The organism is Pseudomonas sp. H1_D05 (assembly GCF_054682705.1).
Genome location: NZ_CP162825.1, coordinates 1,324,338 through 1,342,173, shown reverse-complemented (window position 1 = coordinate 1,342,173; position 17,836 = coordinate 1,324,338). Strand labels below are relative to the sequence as shown.

Genomic DNA, 17,836 nt, shown 5'->3' with positions numbered 1-17,836 from the left:
GATTTGCTCACACCCTTGGGGGCAGGGCGCTCAGCAACGCTGATGGCACTTCGAAACACCTTTCGTCGGACGGCTCGTATAGACACGTCGCGACGTCGTTTTCAGGAGTTATTGAACAGCCATTCAATTTTAGGCATGGCAATTGCTCTGTCATAACAAAGCCCGTCTCCCACGCGAGAACGCTGGCAATAACAAGAGCCTCCGCCTGAGGCCATCACCCGCTTTGAGTGAGGAGATACCGCGATGACGTCGTTCAACTCCGGGGCCCAACCCCAGAACCGTGCGCCTCAATCCATCGGCTTTCTGCTGCTGGACAATTTCACGCTGATTTCTCTGGCGTCCGCAGTAGAACCCCTGCGCATGGCCAACCAATTGTCCGGTCGCGAGCTGTATCGCTGGAGTACCCTCACCGTCGATGGCGGCCAGGTGTGGGCCAGTGACGGTCTGCAAATCACGCCAGACGCCTCCATGCACAAAGCCCCGCCACTGGACACTGTGATTGTCTGCGGCGGCATCGGCATTCAACGCACTGTTACCCGTGAACACGTTTCCTGGCTGCAAAGCCAGGCGCGTCAGTCCAAGCGTCTCGGCGCGGTGTGCACCGGCAGTTGGGCTTTGGCCTGCGCCGGGTTGCTCGATGGTTTCGATTGCAGCGTGCACTGGGAATGTCTGGCGGCGATGCAGGAAGCTTTCCCGCGCGTGGCCATGAGCACCCGTTTGTTCACCCTCGACCGTAACCGTTTCACCAGCTCCGGCGGTACCGCGCCGCTGGACATGATGCTGCACCTGATCAGTCGCGATCACGGCCGTGAACTGTCCGCCGCGATCTCGGAGATGTTCGTCTACGAACGTATCCGCAACGAACAGGATCACCAGCGTGTGCCGCTCAAGCACATGCTCGGCACCAACCAGCCGAAGCTGCAGGAAATCGTCGCGCTGATGGAAGCCAACCTCGAAGAGCCGATCGACCTCGATGAACTGGCGGTGTACGTCGCCGTGTCGCGTCGACAGCTGGAGCGCCTGTTTCAGAAATACCTGCACTGCTCGCCGTCCCGTTACTACTTGAAGCTGCGCCTGATCCGCGCCCGGCAGTTGCTCAAGCAAACGCCGATGTCGATCATCGAAGTGGCGTCCGTGTGTGGTTTCGTCTCGACGCCGCACTTTTCCAAGTGCTATCGCGAATACTTCGGCATTCCGCCGCGTGACGAGCGCGTAGGGTCCAACACCACCCAGCAAGTGGCGATGCTGCCGCTGCCGCAGGCCATCGTGATGTCGCCGCTGTCGGGGCCGATGTCGGCGTTGAGTCAGGCGCGCAATGAATCGACGTTTGCCAGCGTAAGGCTCTGATGAGGATCGTTCCCACGCTCTGCGTGGGAACGCAGCCCGGGACGCTCTGCGTCCCAAAAGGCCGAACGCGGAGCGTCCGTTGAGGCATTCCCACGCATAGCGTGGGAACGATCATTGTGTCAGACGCAAACCCTGTGGGAGCGAGCCTGCTCGCGAATGGATTTATCAGGCGCTATGGCTTTGCTGATAGTCCGCCAATGCCGGCAACAACTGCTTGTCGATCGCCTGACGTACGCACGGCAGAATCGTCGCGCTGCTGGTGTACATCTCCTTGACCATCCTGCGCAGTTCATTTGCCCGAGCCTTATCCAAGCCACGCACCGCGCATTCGCAAGCCTGCTCGGCCGTTGAACCGCTCGGCACCTGGAAACCCAACGCCTTGAGCTGGCCCAGCAAATCTTCCTGATCGATCAAATCGGCATACATCATGACGCGCATCCTTCTTCGGTAACGGAGGTCGTGGCTCGATTCTGGTAGCCATGCGGGAGCACGGCAAGGGCGATTTGTCGCAGTGGCTGCGACGGCTATGAACAGGTCGTTTTCGGCTAACTCGCCGCTCAAGGGAGTGGGCACACTGAACTCAGCTTGCAACACGAAGGTTTGGTCACCCTCGCTTGGCAGCTCCTCAACAGTAGCTTGAGCCCCGATCCAGTCACGGCTGGTATCGGGGCTTTTTTTGTCTGTGATTCAGTTAGTGACGCGTTGTCTGGACTGACGCTTTCGCGAGCAAGCTCGCTCCCACAGGTGATCGCGTTCATTCATGGGAATGAGGTTGAATGTGGGAGCGAGCCTGCTCGCGAAGAACGATGACGCTGTCTACCGCTGCAACACCAGAATCCGCGACAACAACTCATCCCGGTCGATATAGCAGCCTTGGAAGTGCCGCGCCCCGGTGGCCGGGTCAAACGCATTGCGCGCATGCAGCGTGCGGCGATTATCGAAGCACCACAGCTCACCGGGATTGAGCCTTTGCATGAGCCGAAACCGTGGCTCACGGGTCATCGCAATAAACCGCCGATAAGCCCGATAAAGCACCGGCATCTGCTCTACCGAGGTATCGAACGCTCCGCGCAGAAAGTTTGCCATGCGGATTTCCGCCACGCGTCCCAAGGCGTCCAAAGCGATGATCGGCGCCAGGCAGCGATAGTCGCTATGACGATCCTTGTTGCGAAACTCCACCGGTATTTCACACAGCGCCTGAAACGATGCAGGGTCTTCACTGCGCAACGCATCGGCAATCGCAAAACCGTCGACAAAAATACTTTCGCCACCCTCGGCGTCATTCACCAGGCAATGCAGAAATTGCAGCCCCGGTTGCAGCTCGCGGGTCGGTAGATCGGTGTGCAACGGCAGGTTGAAAGCGGTGTAGGCATTGCTGTCGGCATCGGCTTTGGATTGCACGTTGAACAGCACACCGAAGTTGCTCTCGCGAATGAAGGAAATGCGTTGCGCGATGAGCTTCAGTGAACCGGCCTCGGTGGGCACGCCGCGTACTTGCGTCAGGCCGATGTCGCGTACGGCGAGCAGCCATTGCAGCAGGGCGGCGTTGTCGTTCATCAATGCCGCATATTCGAACACTGGCAACTGCAGATCGCTGCGCCACAGATAAGACTTAGGTTTGCCGGCCAAGCGTTCGGCGCGGGATTCATCGTCATAGGCATGAGCGCGCAGCCAGCCGGGATCGAAACGGCTGAGATGACCGTCCTGCCAGTCGATGCGCAGGCAGCCGTCGGTATCGATATGGGCGGCGGCAGGTTTGAGGTCTTCAGCGACATCGACAATCTCGAACACCTGCTCGCGGGTAACGTTGTAGACGCACTGCGGGCACGGGCAGTTATCCCGCAACCAGACGTGGTGAAACGGGCTGACGCGACCGTCAGCCCATTCAATGGCAACGCGATCCGCCAGGGTCTGCACGCCACCGAGCGCGCTGATCAACGGATAAGTACGGAAATCGGCAACAGCGGCAGCGGTGTTCATGGCGGCTCCTTGTGATCGATGGATTACCTGGCGGGTGGCAGTGCGATAACGCGGCCGATGTAAGCGGGAGCGGGCAAGTCTTGCTGATCGGCGACGATGCTTTGCAGGCGGCTCAGGGTGTCCGCGCTGAACGGCGCCGAACGCGGGCCGGCGAGATCGACGTGCAACAGCATCTGTTCGTTGCCGGCCAGTTCCTGCTCGTCACCGACCTTGTGCAGGCTGTGATAGAGGTGCAGGCGTTTGCTGTCGTGGGCGATGATTTGCGTGCGTACTTCGACTTCGCTGTCGAGCTTCACTTCGTGCAGATAGTTGAGGTGCAGTTCAAGGGTGAACAGTGAGTGGCCGCTGGCTTCGCGGTTGTTGCTGTCCATGCCGAGGCGATCCATCAGGGCGTCGGTGGCGTAGCTGAAAATCAGCAGGTAGAAGGCGTCGCGCAGGTGGCCGTTGTAGTCGACCCAGTCGGGGATGATTCGGGTTTGGTACGTGGTGAGCTGGGGCATGGTTTGGGTTCCGGCAGTTAGGTGGTCTTCAAGATCAAAAGCTACCCCCTCACCCCATCCCTCTCCCCCAAGGGGAGAGGGGGAAAGGGAGTAGATCGGGGGCCTTTCAAAACTTGAGTTCGGCTCGATAGATCAAGTCGGCGTAGCTCGGGAAAAACACCGCGGTCAGTCCCCTTTCCCAATGGAGGAGAGGAGAAAGGGGGCTGATCTTCAAGCTTTTCAAGTCTTGAATTCGGCTCGATGGTGCAAGTCGGCGTAACTTGCACACTCAACGCGGTCAGTCCCCTCTACCTCTGGGAGAGGGCTAGGGTGAGGGCAGCGGTCTGACGCGAACGCATTACTCGCTGAACGCCATCCCATGCTTTTCCTTTGTGGTCTTCACCGCCTCAAGCACCGCCAGCAAGCAATCATCACGATAGCGCTCCAGTGCCGAAATGCTGTGACGACCAAGCTGATCACTGGTGCCATCAACCACATCATCAATCAACTTGTCAGTCAGTTCCGGCGCCGGCAGATAGGTCCACGGCAACTGCAACGCCGGGCCGAATTGCGACATGAAGTGGCGCATGCCGGCATCACCCCCGGCCAAGGTATAAGTCAGGAACGTACCCATGAACGACCAGCGCAGGCCGGCGCCAAAGCGGATCGCATCATCGATCTCGCCAGTGGTCGCGACACCATCGTTGACCAGGTGCAGCGCCTCACGCCACAGCGCTTCGAGCAAGCGGTCGGCGATAAACCCCGGCACTTCTTTGCGCACGTGCAGCGGACGCATGCCGAGGGATTCGTAGACTTTCATCGCTGCCTGAACGGCCTCGGGCGCGGTGTTCTTGCCACCCACGACTTCGACCAACGGCAGCAGATAAACCGGGTTGAACGGGTGGCCGACCACGCAGCGTTCAGGGTGCGTTGAGCTCTCGTAGAACTCACTTGGCAGCAGGCCCGAGGTACTCGAACCGATCAACGCATTGGGCTTGGCCGCGGCGCTGATTTTGCTGTGCAGATCGAGTTTCAGTTCCAGGCGTTCCGGAGCGCTTTCCTGAATGAAATCGGCATCGCGCACGCACTCCTCGATGGTCGCGACGAAGCGCAGACGATCCTGCGAAGCGCCCGGTGCCAGACCGTTTTTTTCCAGCGCGCCCCAGGCGTTGGCCACGCGTTTGCGCAGTGCCGCTTCGGCACCGGGTGCCGGGTCCCAGGCGATCACATCCAGGCCATGGGCGAGGGCGCGGGATACCCAGCCGCTGCCGATGACACCGCTGCCCAGCGCGGCGAAGGTTTTGATTTCGGTGATAAAGCTCATGGTGATTTCCTGAATAGTTCGGCGATCAACTGTGGGAGCGAGCTTGCTCGCGAAGGGGGCGGTACATCCGCAGTATCTTCATCAGCAGATCCATCGCATTCGCGAGCAAGCTCGCTCCCACAGGGTTTTGAGGTGAGTTCGTTAGCCGCGCTGGGTCAGGCCCATTTTCTTGCGGCCCTCGGCCGGGGTCAGCACCCGGGCGCCGAGGCGGCTGAGGATTTCGGTGGCGCGTTCGACCAGTTGGCCGTTGGTCGCCAGCACGCCTTTGTCCAGCCACAGGTTGTCTTCCAGCCCCACCCGCACGTTGCCGCCGAGCAGCACTGCTTGCGCGGCCATTGGCATCTGCATGCGGCCAATGCCAAACCCGGCCCACACCGCATCGGCGGGCAGGTTGTCGACCATGGCTTTCATCGTGGTGGTATCCGCCGGCGCGCCCCACGGGATGCCCAGGCACAGCTGGAACAACGGGTTATCGAGCAGACCTTCCTTGATCATCTGCTTGGCGAACCACAGGTGACCGGTGTCGAAAATCTCCAGCTCGGCCTTCACGCCCAGCTCGGTAATGCGCTTGGCGCCGGCACGCAGTTGCGCCGGTGTGGAGACGTAAATGGTGTCGCCATCGCCGAAGTTCAGCGTGCCGCAATCGAGGGTGCAGATTTCCGGTAACAGCGCTTCAACGTGAGCCAGACGAGTCAACGGGCCGACCAGATCGGTATTCGGGCCAAACTCCATCGGGTTCTCGCCAGCGCCGATTTCCAGGTCGCCGCCCATGCCGGCGGTGAGGTTGACGATGATGTCGACGTCGGCCTCGCGGATGCGCTCCATCACTTCGCGGTACAGCGCCACGTCACGGCTGAACTTGCCGGTCTGCGGATCGCGCACATGGCAGTGCACAACCGTGGCGCCGGCCTTGGCCGCTTCCACCGCAGCAGCAGCAATTTGTTTCGGGGTGACCGGCACGTGCGGGCTCTTGGCGGTCGTGTCGCCAGCACCGGTGAGTGCGCAGGTGATGATGACGTCGTGGTTCATGGTGCGGTTTCCTTCAGGCGTGATGGGTCTGTCCGCAGCCCTTTTCGGGGCTGCGAGCTTCGTCCGGTTCCCTCTCCCCTTGGGAGAGGGCTAGGGTGAGGGGCTTTTAAATGAGAGGGTTATTTGCTGGTCAGTTGCAGGTTTTCAGCCGCCGGTTTGCCATCGAACGTGGTCACACCTTCCAGCCAGCGCTGCTTGTCTTCGGGGTGATCCTTGAGCCATTGCTTGGCCGATTCGAAAGCGTCCTTGTGGTCGAGCAGCGGCTGCATCATCCGGCTCTCGTCCTCGGCGGTGAACGTCAGGTTGGTCAGCAGGCGACCAATGTTCGGGCACTGCTCGGCGTATTTCGGCGCGGTCACTGTCCACACGGTGGCCATGCCTTCATTCGGGCCGAGGGCGTCGTCGCTGCCGGTCAGATAAGTCATCTTGACGTTGACGTTCATCGGGTGCGGCGCCCAGCCAAAGAAGACCACGGCCTCTTTGCGGCGCACAGCACGGTCGACGGCGGCGAGCATGCCGGCCTCGCTCGACTCGACCAACTGGAACTTGCCGAGGCCGAACTGGTTCTTGGCGATCATTGCCTTGATCTGCGTGTTGGCGCCCGAGCCCGGCTCGATGCCGTAGATCTTGCCGCCCAGTTCTTTTTCAAACTTGGCGATGTCGGCGAAGGTTTTCAGGCCCTTGTCGGCCAGATAGGTCGGTACGGCGAGGGTCGCGCGAGCGTCTTTCAGGCTTGGTGCTTCAAGAACTTTGACCTGATTGGCGTCGACAAACGGCGTGATGGTCTGGGTCATCAGCGGGTTCCAGTAACCGAGGAACAGGTCCAGGCGCTGATCGCGGATCCCGGCGAAGATGATTTGCTGGGACGCGCTGGTTTGTTTGGTGTTGTAGCCGAGGCCGTCGAGCAGGACCTGGGTCATGGCACTGGTGGCGATCACGTCGGTCCAGTTGACCACGCCCATGCGTACGTTCTGGCATGACGCAGGTTCGGCCGCCATGACGCTGGCGCTCAAGAAAGCGGTACCGCTGAGTGCAAGAACACAGCTGCTGATCAGTCGTTTCATGTCGGGTTCCTCGGCAGGTCGTTATTGTGAGTTCCGGCATCTGTCGTGCCGGTGATGCAAAGTTACGCAGCTATACGCCCATGAAAGCGCACTGCGGCGACTGGCATTTGCACTGTAGCGACCTGTGCGCTTGAACGCTGACGACAATCGGCGTATCAACGAGCCACGCTCCCCTCCCTCTCGTTACCCGCGAATCGAGTGCGCCCATGTCCCAGGATTTCTACTTTCTGCTGATGCCGGGGTTCTCCGCCATCGGCTTTATTTCGGCGATCGAACCGCTGCGCGTGGCCAACCGCTTTCGTGGCGAGTTGTACCGCTGGCACGTGCTCAGCGCCGACGGCGGGGCGGTGCTGGCGAGCAATGGCATGTCGGTCAACGCCGATGCGGCGCTGGAGCCGCTGAAGAAAGGCGCGACGCTGCTGGTGGTGGCCGGGTTTGAACCGCTGAAGTTCGCCACGCCAACCCTTGAACACTGGTTGCGGCGACTGGATAACGAAGGCGTGACCCTCGGTGCTATCGACACCGGCAGCTTTGTCCTCGCTGAAGCAGGTCTGCTCGACGGTCATCGCCTGACCCTGCACTGGGAAGCCATCGACGCATTCAAGGAATCTTATCCAACGCTCAGCGTCACCCAGGAACTGTTCGAGATCGACCGCCGGCGCATCACCTCGGCGGGCGGCACGGCGTCCATCGATTTAATGCTCGATCTGATCGCCCAGGCCCATGGCCCGCAACTGGCGATTCAGGTCAGCGAGCAGTTTGTGCTGGGGCGCATTCGTCCGCGCAAAGACCACCAGCGCATGGAAGTCGCCACGCGTTATGGCATCAATAACAAGAAGCTGGTTCAGGTGATCGGCGAGATGGAGCAGCACAGCGAACCGCCGCTGACTACTTTGCAATTGGCAGAATCGATCAAGGTCACGCGGCGGCAATTGGAGCGCTTGTTTCGGCTGCATCTGAACGATACACCGAGCAATTTCTATCTCAGGTTACGGCTGGAAAAAGCCCGGCAGTTATTGCGCCAAACCGACATGAGCGTGCTCGAAGTCAGCATCGCCTGCGGCTTCGAATCGCCGTCGTACTTCACCCGCAGCTACCGGGCACGCTTCGCCCGCTGCCCGCGTGAAGACCGCCGTACCGCCCAGGCCTGATCTTGAGACCAGCAAATAAACCTGTGGGAGCGAGCTTGCTCGCGAATGCGGTAGAGCATTCAAAAAAACTGTCGACTGACACTCCCTCTTCGCGAGCAAGCTCGCTCCCACATGGATTTACTGTGATTTCGGAAATCGGGTTACTTCTTCATTAACGCCGAACACGCCGCTTTATAAGCCTCATGCTGATACTTGTTCAACGTCCCCGGCAGCTCGAAATTATGCTTCTTCGCCTGCGCATTGATCGTCTGCGGCGACAACAACGTCACCTCGCAACCATCCAGCAACTGCAAAATCCCCTCAATCTTGAACGTCGTCGGGCCACCGGCAAACTCGCCCTTCTTGCTGCGCTTCTTGATCGCAATCCGGTCAACCGAATTCTCCCGCACAAACGACGCCACCTGCGCCGCAAACATCTTCACGTTCGCCGCCTCGTCATCGTCTTCGAGGGCAATCTTCTTGGTGGCGAGGGGAACGTGGCTCAGGTTCGAACCGTCGAGAGCGGCCACGGCGATGATCGCTTCGCTGCCTTTGATTTCGATGCCGCAGATGTTCATGGGGAATTCCTTGAAGTGAAGAGGGCAGCTTACAGCTCTAGCTGATTGGCGGTGATGCCGAACGCCGACGCAATTTTCTCACGCGTAACCTTGCGAGGCTTGGCGACTGTTTCCTGCTGGGCAAACGCCGGTTGCGAAATACCCATGCGTTTGGCGACTTCTTCTTGAGTCAGGTTGAGGTGTTCGCGCCAGGCACGGATCGGTGTTGCCCCATCGACCATCCGACTGACGACCTCATGGGGAATCAGGTCGGGCTGCATTTTCTGCGCAACGTACTGCGCGTAAGGGATGACGACGAAGGCGGGGTTGCCCTCGGCGTCGTTGATGATTTGGATATCTGTGGGTAACTTCATATTAGGAGAAATATAAGTCTTTTATAAGATTTCAGAATCTTTGCTTATATTTTTCCCAAAGCCAATCAACAAGTTTGACCGCATGTTGCGAGAAGTCAGGATCACTCCTGCCCAATAGACTCCAAAAACTCCGACCGTTCATCACTCATCCGCGCCACGCAATCGTTCTGCGCAATCTTGAACGCCTTGCTGCCTTCGGTCGCCGGAAACGCTTCCACCGCACAATCCGCGTCCCGCGTCTTCAACCACTGCTGCTGAGCCGTCTTGATCTTGGCGGTAATGTCCGCCAATTGCGTCGGGTTCTTGCCATACGCCGTCTGCATGCGTTCGTTGAGGCTGGCGTAGTTGTCCTTGAGCAGGTCTTCGGCGGTGGTGCGGCTATAGGTCGAGCATTCCAGGGTCTGGACGTCGTTTTCGACGGCGTCGCACGGGTTGTTGTCGGACTCTTCAGCGGCGTGCACGCCGGTCGCAAGCAAAGCCAAAGCCAGGAAGATCGATTTCATTGTTGTCGCCGCTCTAATCCAGTGGTGTTTCCAAGATGGGCCAGATTCTGGCTCAAGCTGGCGGGCTTGAACAGGTAGCTGATCGGAGCGTCTGGCGACCCTTTGTCGCGGATTGACGCTTTCGGCAATTCCCCTGTCGTTTTTGCACCCGGTCGCCCCGGCACCGAGGCATATGCTGGCCCCAAAGCGCCGGCAGACGATTCGGCGCATGAATCGCCAATAAGGGGACGCCTGATGAGCCCAGCCGAATTACACGCCGACAGCATCGTTATCGACGGTCTGATCATTGCCAAATGGAACCGCGAGCTGTTCGAAGACATGCGCAAGGGCGGTCTGACGGCAGCCAACTGCACTGTGTCGGTGTGGGAAGGCTTTCAGGCGACCGTGAACAATATTGCCGCCAGCCAGAAGCTGATCCGCGAAAACGGCGACCTGGTGATGCCGGTGCGCACCACCGCCGACATCCGTCGCGCCAAGGAGCAAGGCAAGACCGGCATCCTCTTCGGCTTCCAGAATGCTCACGCGTTTGAAGACCAGATCGGCTATGTCGAAGTGTTCAAGCAGCTCGGCGTCGGCATCGTGCAGATGTGCTACAACACCCAGAACCTGGTCGGCACCGGTTGCTATGAGCGTGACGGCGGCCTGTCGGGTTTCGGTCGCGAGATCGTCGCCGAGATGAACCGCGTCGGCGTCATGTGCGACCTGTCCCACGTCGGCTCGAAGACTTCCGAAGAAGTCATCCTCGAATCGAAAAAACCGGTCTGCTATTCCCACTGCCTGCCGTCGGGTCTCAAAGAGCACCCGCGCAACAAGTCCGATGCAGAATTGAAGTTCATCGCCGACCACGGCGGCTTCGTCGGCGTAACCATGTTCGCGCCGTTCCTCGCCAAGGGCATCGATTCGACCATCGACGACTACGCCGAAGCGATCGAATACACCATGAACATCGTCGGCGAAGACGCCATCGGCATCGGCACCGACTTCACCCGGGGTCACGGCCAGGACTTCTTCGAATACCTGACCCACGACAAGGGCTACGCCCGCCGTCTGACCAGCTTCGGCAAGATCATCAACCCGCTGGGCATCCGCACCGTCGGCGAGTTCCCGAACCTGACCGAAACCCTGCTCAAGCGCGGCCATTCCGAGCGCGTCGTGCGCAAGATCATGGGCGAAAACTGGGTCAACGTCCTGAAAGACGTCTGGGGCGAGTAACGCTGACTCAAGACCGCCGCCGATCTGCCCCCTCTCCTGTGGGAGAGGGCTGGGGTGAGGGCAGCGGTCACCACTGAATCCACTATTTTTCTGGAGTTAAGTTTCCATGGCCAAGATCGCCCCGCAATTGCCAATCGAAGTCGACAGCGAAACCGGTGTCTGGACCTCCGACGCCCTGCCGATGCTCTACGTACCGCGTCACTTCTTCGTCAATAACCACATGGGCATCGAAGAAGTTTTGGGCGCCGACGCCTACGCCGAAATCCTCTATAAGGCCGGCTACAAATCCGCCTGGCACTGGTGCGAGAAAGAAGCTGAATGCCACGGCCTGGAAGGCGTCGCGGTGTTCGAGCACTACATGAAGCGCTTGTCGCAACGCGGCTGGGGTCTGTTCAAGATTCAGGATATCGACCTCGACAAAGGCACTGCCAGCGTCAAGCTCGAACACTCGGCGTTCGTCTACGTGTACGGCAAGGTCGGGCGCAAAGTCGATTACATGTTCACCGGTTGGTTTGCCGGGGCCATGGATCAGATTCTTGAGGCTCGCGGCAGCAAGATTCGCACCGTCGCCGAGCAAGTCTACGGTGGCTCCGAAGAAGGCCACGACGACGGCCTGTTCACCGTCAAGCCGTTGTAAGTCGAGGAACCCGCCATGGCTTTCGAAGCAATGTTCCAGCCGATCCAGATCGGCAAACTGACCATCCGCAACCGCGTGCTCAGCACCGCGCACGCTGAGGTCTACGCAACGGACGGCGGCATGACCACCGACCGCTACGTCAAATACTATGAAGAGAAAGCCAAGGGCGGCATCGGCCTGGCGATCTGTGGCGGCTCCTCCGTGGTCGCCATCGACAGCCCGCAGGAATGGTGGAGCTCGGTCAACCTGTCGACCGACCGGATCATCCCGCACTTCCAGAATCTGGCCGACGCCATGCACAAGCATGGCGCCAAGATCATGATTCAGATTACCCACATGGGCCGCCGCTCGCGCTGGGACGGCTTCAACTGGCCGACGCTGATGTCGCCGTCGGGCATCCGTGAACCGGTGCACCGCGCCACCTGCAAAACCATCGAACCAGAAGAAATCTGGCGGGTGATCGGCAACTACGCCCAGGCTGCGCGCCGGGCCAAGGCCGGTGGTCTCGACGGCGTTGAACTGTCGGCGGTGCACCAGCACATGATCGACCAGTTCTGGAGCCCGCGCGTCAACAAGCGTACCGATGAATGGGGCGGCACCTTCGAAGGCCGGATGAAGTTCGGTCTGGAAGTGTTGAAAGCCGTGCGCGCCGAGGTTGGTGATGACTTTTGCGTGGGCATGCGTCTGTGCGGTGACGAGTTCCACCCGGACGGTTTGTCCCACGAGGACATGAAGCAGATCGCCAAGTATTACGACGACACCGGCATGCTCGATTTCATCGGCGTCGTCGGCTCGGGTTGTGACACCCACAACACCCTGGCCAACGTGATTCCGAACATGAGTTATCCACCGGAGCCGTTCCTGCATCTGGCCGCTGGGATCAAGGAAGTGGTCAAGGTGCCGGTGCTGCACGCACAGAACATCAAGGACCCGAACCAGGCCACACGGATTCTTGAGGGCGGTTACGTCGACATGGTCGGCATGACCCGTGCGCACATCGCTGATCCGCACCTGATCGCCAAGATCAAGATGGGCCAGATCGATCAGATCAAACAGTGCGTCGGCGCCAACTACTGCATCGACCGCCAGTATCAAGGCCTCGACGTGCTGTGCATCCAGAATGCCGCGACGTCCCGCGAATACATGGGCGTGCCGCACATCATCGAGAAATCCACCGGGCCGAAGCGCAAAGTGGTGATCGTCGGTGCCGGCCCTGCCGGGATGGAAGCGGCACGTGTTGCTGCCGAGCGAGGCCACGACGTGACCCTGTTCGAGAAGAAGGAATTCATCGGCGGGCAGATCACTACCGCATCGAAAGCGCCGCAGCGTGACCAGATCGCCGGTATTACCCGCTGGTTCCAGCTGGAACTGGCGCGGCTGAAAGTCGATCTGCGTCTGGGCACGGCGGCTGATGCCGAGACCATCATGGACTTGCGTCCGGACGTGGTGGTGCTGGCGGTCGGCGGGCATCCGTACCTGGAACAGAACGAACACTGGGGCGCCGCCGAAGGCTTGGTGGTCAGCAGTTGGGACGTGCTCGACGGCAAGGTTGCGCCGGGCAAGAACGTGCTGGTCTACGACACCATTTGCGAGTTCACCGGGATGTCGGTTGCTGACTTCCTCGCCGACAAAGGCAGCCAGGTCGAGATCGTCACCGACGACATCAAACCGGGCGTGGCCATCGGCGGTACGTCGTTCCCGACCTACTACCGCAGCATGTACCCGAAAGAAGTGATCATGACCGGCGACATGATGCTGGAGAAGGTCTACCGCGAAGGCGACAAACTGGTCGCGGTGCTGGAAAACGAATACACCGGCGCCAAAGAGGAGCGGGTGGTCGATCAGGTGGTGGTGGAGAACGGCGTGCGTCCGGATGAAGAAATCTACTACGCGCTCAAAGAGGGTTCGCGCAACAAGGGCCAGATCGACGTTGAAGCGTTGTTCGCGATCCAGCCGCAACCTTCGCTGAGCGAGGCGGGCGAAGGCTACTTGCTGTTCCGCATCGGCGACTGCGTGGCGCAGCGCAACACCCACGCCGCGATCTATGACGCGCTCAGACTGTGTAAAGACTTCTAAAGGCTTGCACACAACCCTGTGGGAGCGAGCTTGCTCGCGAAAGCGGTGGATCAGTCGACATCGATGTTGAATGTCAGTCCGCCTTCGCGAGCAAGCTCGCTCCCACAGTGACCGAGTAAGGCAACTCGACCTGCAAGACCCTGCGGTCTTTGGGAGCTTCACCTATGTTGAACACCCTTCTTCCAATCCTGTTGTTCGCCGCCCTGGGCCTTGGTGTCCTTGGTGCGTTGCGACGGGTAGCGATGTGGCGTCGGGGCCGGGCCTCGAAGGTCGATCTGATCGGCGGCCTGTTCGCCATGCCCAAGCGCTACATGGTCGACTTGCACCATGTCGTGGCGCGGGACAAATACATCGCCAACACCCACGTGGCCACGGCCGGCGGTGCGGTGGCGTCGATTGTGCTGGCGCTGCTGGTGCATGGTTTTGGCCTGCACAATCGCATCCTCGGTTATGCCTTGCTGCTGATGACGGCGGTGATGTTCGTCGGTGCGATCTTCGTTTATCTGCGTCGGCGCAACCCGCCGGCGCGGCTGTCGAAAGGCCCGTGGATGCGCCTGCCGAAAAGCCTGCTGGCGTTCTCGGCGTCGTTCTTTCTGCTGACCTTGCCAGTGGCCGGAATTCTTCCGGTGAACTTTGGCGGCTGGATACTCGCGGTCATCCTCGGGATCGGCGTGTTGTGGGGCGTGTCGGAACTGTTCTTCGGCATGACCTGGGGCGGGCCGATGAAACACGCCTTTGCCGGTGCCTTGCACTTGGCCTGGCACCGTCGCGCCGAACGTTTTGGCGGCGGCCGTTCCACGGGTTTGAAGCCGTTGGATCTCAATGATCCGTCAGCGCCGTTGGGTGTTGAGAGACCCAAGGATTTCACCTGGAACCAGTTGCTCGGCTTTGACGCCTGCGTGCAGTGCGGCAAGTGCGAAGCGGCGTGCCCGGCCTTCGCCGCCGGCCAGCCGTTGAACCCGAAAAAACTGATTCAGGACATGGTCGTCGGCCTCGCTGGCGGCACCGATGCCAAGTTCGCCGGCAGTCCGTATCCCGGCAAACCAATTGGCGAGCACAGCGGCGATCCCCATCAACCCATCGTCAACGGTCTGGTCGACGCCGAAACCCTGTGGTCGTGCACCACCTGCCGTGCCTGCGTCGAGGAGTGCCCGATGATGATCGAGCACGTCGATGCCATCGTCGACATGCGTCGCCATTTGACCCTGGAAAAAGGCGCAACCCCGAACAAGGGCGCAGAAGTCCTCGAAAACCTCATTGCCACCGACAACCCCGGCGGTTTTGCCCCGGGCGGACGGATGAACTGGGCAGCGGACTTGAACCTCAATCTGCTCAGCGAGAAGAAATCCACTGACGTGCTGTTCTGGGTCGGCGACGGTGCCTTCGACATGCGCAACCAGCGCACTTTGCGCGCGTTCGTCAAAGTACTGAAAGCGGCAAAAATCGACTTCGCCGTATTGGGGCTGGAAGAACGTGACAGCGGTGACGTGGCCCGTCGTCTGGGCGATGAAGCGACCTTCCAGTTGCTCGCCAAACGCAATATCCAGACCTTGGCCAAATACAGCTTCAACCGCATCGTCACCTGCGATCCGCACAGTTTCCATGTGCTGAAAAACGAATATGGCGCCTTCGACGGCAACTACCTGGTGCAGCACCACAGTACCTACATGGCGGAAATCATTCAGGCCGGTGCGCTGAACCTCGGTCAGCACAAAGGCAACAGCGTGACCTATCACGACCCGTGCTACCTCGGTCGTTACAACGGCGAGTACGAAGCGCCGCGCGAAGTGCTGCGTGCCCTCGGCATCGAGGTCAAAGAGATGCAACGTTCCGGCTTCCGCTCGCGTTGCTGCGGCGGCGGTGGCGGGGCGCCGATCACCGACATTCCGGGTAAGCAACGGATTCCTGATATGCGCATGGAAGACATCCGCGAGACCGGCGCCGAACTGGTGGCCGTGGGTTGTCCACAGTGCACGGCGATGCTCGAAGGCGTGGTCGAACCGCGTCCGCTGATCAAGGACATCGCCGAACTGGTGGCCGACGCGTTGCTCGAAGACGCCGCGCCGAACAAGCCTGCCACCCCGGCCAAACGTGAACCTGCGGAGGCCCATTGATGAGCGACATTATCCGCCGCGACCCACGCGCCGAATGGATTGCGCGTAACCGCCTGCATCCGCTGCACGCGGCGATGCAACCGGCGCAACACAGCTGGATGGGGCCCAACGGCATCATCCGCAAGAACCTGCACGGTATTGGTTTTATCGGCCCCAACGGCATCAAGCGGATCGATCGCAGCGGCGCGCAACAGGGCGGGGCGGTCAAACGTTCGGCCACGGTTGAAGTGCAATTGCCGCTGCATCAGGTGCCGGCCCCGGCGTTCTATATCAGTGTGGTGCCGGAAATGGTCGGCGGCCGCCTGAGCAGCCACGATCGCGACTTGCTCGGCCTCGCTCATCAGCTCGCCGGCAATGACGGCGCGGTGCTGGCGGTGGTCTTTGGCGAGCACAAGGAAAACGCCTTCGCCACAGCAGGCGTCGATCGTTTGCTGGTGCTCGAAGGCGAAGCCTTTAGTGGTTATGCACCGGAGCAACGCGTGCAAGGTTTGCGCGCTGTGGATAACCAGTTCAACCCGCGTCACTGGCTGCTCCCAGACAGTCGCAGCGGTGGCGGCGAACTCGGCCGGCGTTTTGCCGCTGCACTGGGCGAGCGCCCGGCCACGCGAGTCTGGCAGGTCAAGGATCAGGAATGCATCGGCCGTGCCGGTGCGGGTCTGCAAGACCTCGCCCGTCCGTTCGCACGGTTGATTCTGGCCGCCGCTGAATGCGCCGAACCGGTCAGCGAAACCCGTCATGAAGCCTTGTCGGTGGAGTTATCCACAACAGTAGCGCGCAGCCTGTCGCGGATTGAAGATCTCGGCGCCGTGGCGGTCGACCCGGCAGCAATTCCTATGGCCGAAGCGGAGTTCATTTTCTCCGGCGGCAACGGGGTCAAGGACTGGGCGCTGTTCCACGAAACGGCGGCGGCACTCGGCGCTACCGAAGGCGCGTCGCGGGTGGCGGTGGACGATGGCTTCATGGCCCGTGATCGCCAGGTCGGCGCGTCCGGCACCTGGGTTACCGCGCGGGTCTATGTGGCTGTGGGCATCTCTGGCGCGATCCAGCATCTGCAAGGCATTGGTGCCTGCGACAAGGTGGTGGCGATCAACCTCGATCCGGGTTGCGACATGATCAAGCGTGCCGACCTCTCCGTGATCGGCGAGAGCGCAGAGATTCTTCAGGCGTTGATCGAGGCGGTGGCGGCTTACCGCAACGAAGCCAAGCGCGATGCGGCTTAAGGAAACGCTATGAACACGAAAGTAATCAGTCTGGTTTCAATCGGCGCTCACCCTACTTCCGGGCGGCCACGCCGCGCTGATCAGGACGCGCGCGCCGTGGAACTGGGTTTGCAACTGGCTGGGGATAACTTGCAAGTGCTGCATGCCGGCGACGTTGCGGAGCCGGCGTTGCGCGCTTATCTGGGCATGGGTCTTGAGCAGATGCATGTGCTGGAGCAACCGGCTGGTGCCGATGCGCTGCCGGCGCTGACCGCGTATCTGCGTGATGCCGGTGCGCAGGTGGTGCTGACCGGCAGCCAGGCAGAGACCGGTGAAGGTTCGGGGATGTTGCCGTTCTTGCTGGCGGAAGGTCTGGGCTGGCCGCTGGTGGTGGGACTGGCGCAGGTCGAGTCGATCAATGACGGTTCAGCACTGGTGCTGCAAGCGTTGCCGCGCGGGCAACGGCGCCGGTTGAAAGTGAAACTGCCGTTTCTGGCGACTGTGGATAACGCCGCGCCGAAACCTCGGCAGAGTGCTTATGGACCGGCGCGACGTGGGGTTTTGCAGGCTGAAGACGTTGAGGTGGTGGACGATGAGTTGCTCGCGGTCGGCACTTTGCAAGCGGCCAAGCCACGGCCGAAACGCTTGAAGGTGATCAAGGCCAAGAGTGGGGCGGACCGGATGAAAGCCGCGACGGCCAAGGCCAGTGGGGGCGGGGGGCAAGTGCTCAAGGGTGTTACCCCTCAGGCCGGTGCTGAAGCGATCCTCAAGTTGCTGATTGAAGAAGGCGTTGTCCGCTGAAAAGCCCCTC

Annotated in this window: 17 protein-coding genes; 8 read left to right on the top strand and 9 right to left on the bottom strand. The window is 60.5% G+C overall.

The features are described from left to right. The first annotated feature begins 243 nt into the window (after nucleotides 1-243). Nucleotides 244-1,347 carry a choline metabolism transcriptional regulator GbdR gene (gene gbdR, locus AB4O11_RS06140; protein WP_007949927.1) on the top strand — a complete coding sequence of 368 codons (1,104 nt, stop codon included), beginning with the start codon at nucleotides 244-246 and terminating at the stop codon, nucleotides 1,345-1,347. A gap of 165 nt (nucleotides 1,348-1,512) precedes the next feature. Here gbdR and AB4O11_RS06135 read toward each other — a convergent pair whose 3' ends face one another. The 6 genes from AB4O11_RS06135 to AB4O11_RS06110 form a co-directional block, all read right to left on the bottom strand. Next, nucleotides 1,513-1,776 (bottom strand): hypothetical protein, encoded by a 264-nt coding sequence (locus tag AB4O11_RS06135; RefSeq protein WP_093429889.1) that lies wholly within the window; start codon nucleotides 1,774-1,776, stop codon nucleotides 1,513-1,515. Between the two features lie 387 nt (nucleotides 1,777-2,163). After that, on the bottom strand, nucleotides 2,164-3,327 hold the full coding sequence (locus AB4O11_RS06130; RefSeq protein ID WP_460130346.1) for a gamma-butyrobetaine dioxygenase: 1,164 nt from the start codon (nucleotides 3,325-3,327) through the stop codon (nucleotides 2,164-2,166). A 23-nt stretch (nucleotides 3,328-3,350) separates the two neighbouring features. Next, complete coding sequence (locus tag AB4O11_RS06125) at nucleotides 3,351-3,827, bottom strand: thioesterase family protein (RefSeq protein WP_460130345.1); 477 nt, start codon at nucleotides 3,825-3,827, stop codon at nucleotides 3,351-3,353. Between the two features lie 337 nt (nucleotides 3,828-4,164). Beyond that, nucleotides 4,165-5,130, bottom strand: coding sequence for an L-carnitine dehydrogenase (locus tag AB4O11_RS06120; RefSeq protein ID WP_093429892.1), 966 nt, complete (start codon nucleotides 5,128-5,130; stop codon nucleotides 4,165-4,167). A gap of 141 nt (nucleotides 5,131-5,271) precedes the next feature. Beyond that, nucleotides 5,272-6,159: a beta-keto acid cleavage family enzyme gene (locus AB4O11_RS06115; RefSeq protein WP_093429893.1), complete on the bottom strand. Its 888-nt coding sequence runs from the start codon at nucleotides 6,157-6,159 to the stop codon at nucleotides 5,272-5,274. A gap of 119 nt (nucleotides 6,160-6,278) precedes the next feature. Beyond that, a complete protein-coding gene (locus AB4O11_RS06110) occupies nucleotides 6,279-7,223 on the bottom strand; it encodes a choline ABC transporter substrate-binding protein (protein WP_095050254.1) in 945 nt (314 codons plus the stop codon). 206 nt (nucleotides 7,224-7,429) lie between these two features. Here AB4O11_RS06110 and AB4O11_RS06105 point away from each other — a divergent pair, with 206 nt between their 5' ends. After that, nucleotides 7,430-8,374: a GlxA family transcriptional regulator gene (locus tag AB4O11_RS06105; protein WP_093429895.1), complete on the top strand. Its 945-nt coding sequence runs from the start codon at nucleotides 7,430-7,432 to the stop codon at nucleotides 8,372-8,374. 140 nt (nucleotides 8,375-8,514) lie between these two features. On the opposite strand, the gene AB4O11_RS06100 is transcribed toward AB4O11_RS06105, so the two are convergent. From AB4O11_RS06100 to AB4O11_RS06090, 3 genes are all read right to left on the bottom strand, one after another. Then, on the bottom strand, nucleotides 8,515-8,931 hold the full coding sequence (locus AB4O11_RS06100) for a DUF3010 family protein (protein WP_186619993.1): 417 nt from the start codon (nucleotides 8,929-8,931) through the stop codon (nucleotides 8,515-8,517). 29 nt (nucleotides 8,932-8,960) lie between these two features. Then, on the bottom strand, nucleotides 8,961-9,284 hold the full coding sequence (locus AB4O11_RS06095) for a helix-turn-helix domain-containing protein (protein ID WP_093429897.1): 324 nt from the start codon (nucleotides 9,282-9,284) through the stop codon (nucleotides 8,961-8,963). Between the two features lie 101 nt (nucleotides 9,285-9,385). Further along, nucleotides 9,386-9,787: a lysozyme inhibitor LprI family protein gene (locus AB4O11_RS06090; RefSeq protein WP_186619990.1), complete on the bottom strand. Its 402-nt coding sequence runs from the start codon at nucleotides 9,785-9,787 to the stop codon at nucleotides 9,386-9,388. Between the two features lie 234 nt (nucleotides 9,788-10,021). On the opposite strand from AB4O11_RS06090, the gene AB4O11_RS06085 reads away from it, so the two are divergent. The 6 genes from AB4O11_RS06085 to etfB all read left to right on the top strand — a co-directional run bounded on the left by AB4O11_RS06085 (nucleotide 10,022) and on the right by etfB (nucleotide 17,826). Then, a complete protein-coding gene (locus AB4O11_RS06085) occupies nucleotides 10,022-10,999 on the top strand; it encodes a dipeptidase (protein WP_460130344.1) in 978 nt (325 codons plus the stop codon). A 106-nt stretch (nucleotides 11,000-11,105) separates the two neighbouring features. Continuing rightward, entirely contained in the window at nucleotides 11,106-11,636 is a 531-nt protein-coding gene (locus tag AB4O11_RS06080) for a DUF5943 domain-containing protein (RefSeq protein WP_005792152.1), read from the top strand. 15 nt (nucleotides 11,637-11,651) lie between these two features. Next, entirely contained in the window at nucleotides 11,652-13,712 is a 2,061-nt protein-coding gene (gene dgcA, locus AB4O11_RS06075) for a dimethylglycine demethylation protein DgcA (protein ID WP_099757377.1), read from the top strand. A gap of 164 nt (nucleotides 13,713-13,876) precedes the next feature. Then, nucleotides 13,877-15,826 carry a dimethylglycine demethylation protein DgcB gene (gene dgcB, locus AB4O11_RS06070; protein WP_186619988.1) on the top strand — a complete coding sequence of 650 codons (1,950 nt, stop codon included), beginning with the start codon at nucleotides 13,877-13,879 and terminating at the stop codon, nucleotides 15,824-15,826. Further along, nucleotides 15,826-17,046 carry an electron transfer flavoprotein subunit alpha gene (etfA, locus tag AB4O11_RS06065; protein WP_460089134.1) on the top strand — a complete coding sequence of 407 codons (1,221 nt, stop codon included), beginning with the start codon at nucleotides 15,826-15,828 and terminating at the stop codon, nucleotides 17,044-17,046. The genes dgcB and etfA overlap by 1 nt, the downstream gene beginning before the upstream one ends. Before the next feature lie 9 nt (nucleotides 17,047-17,055). After that, nucleotides 17,056-17,826 carry an electron transfer flavoprotein subunit beta gene (gene etfB / locus AB4O11_RS06060; protein ID WP_116254351.1) on the top strand — a complete coding sequence of 257 codons (771 nt, stop codon included), beginning with the start codon at nucleotides 17,056-17,058 and terminating at the stop codon, nucleotides 17,824-17,826. Nucleotides 17,827-17,836: the final 10 nt, after the last annotated feature.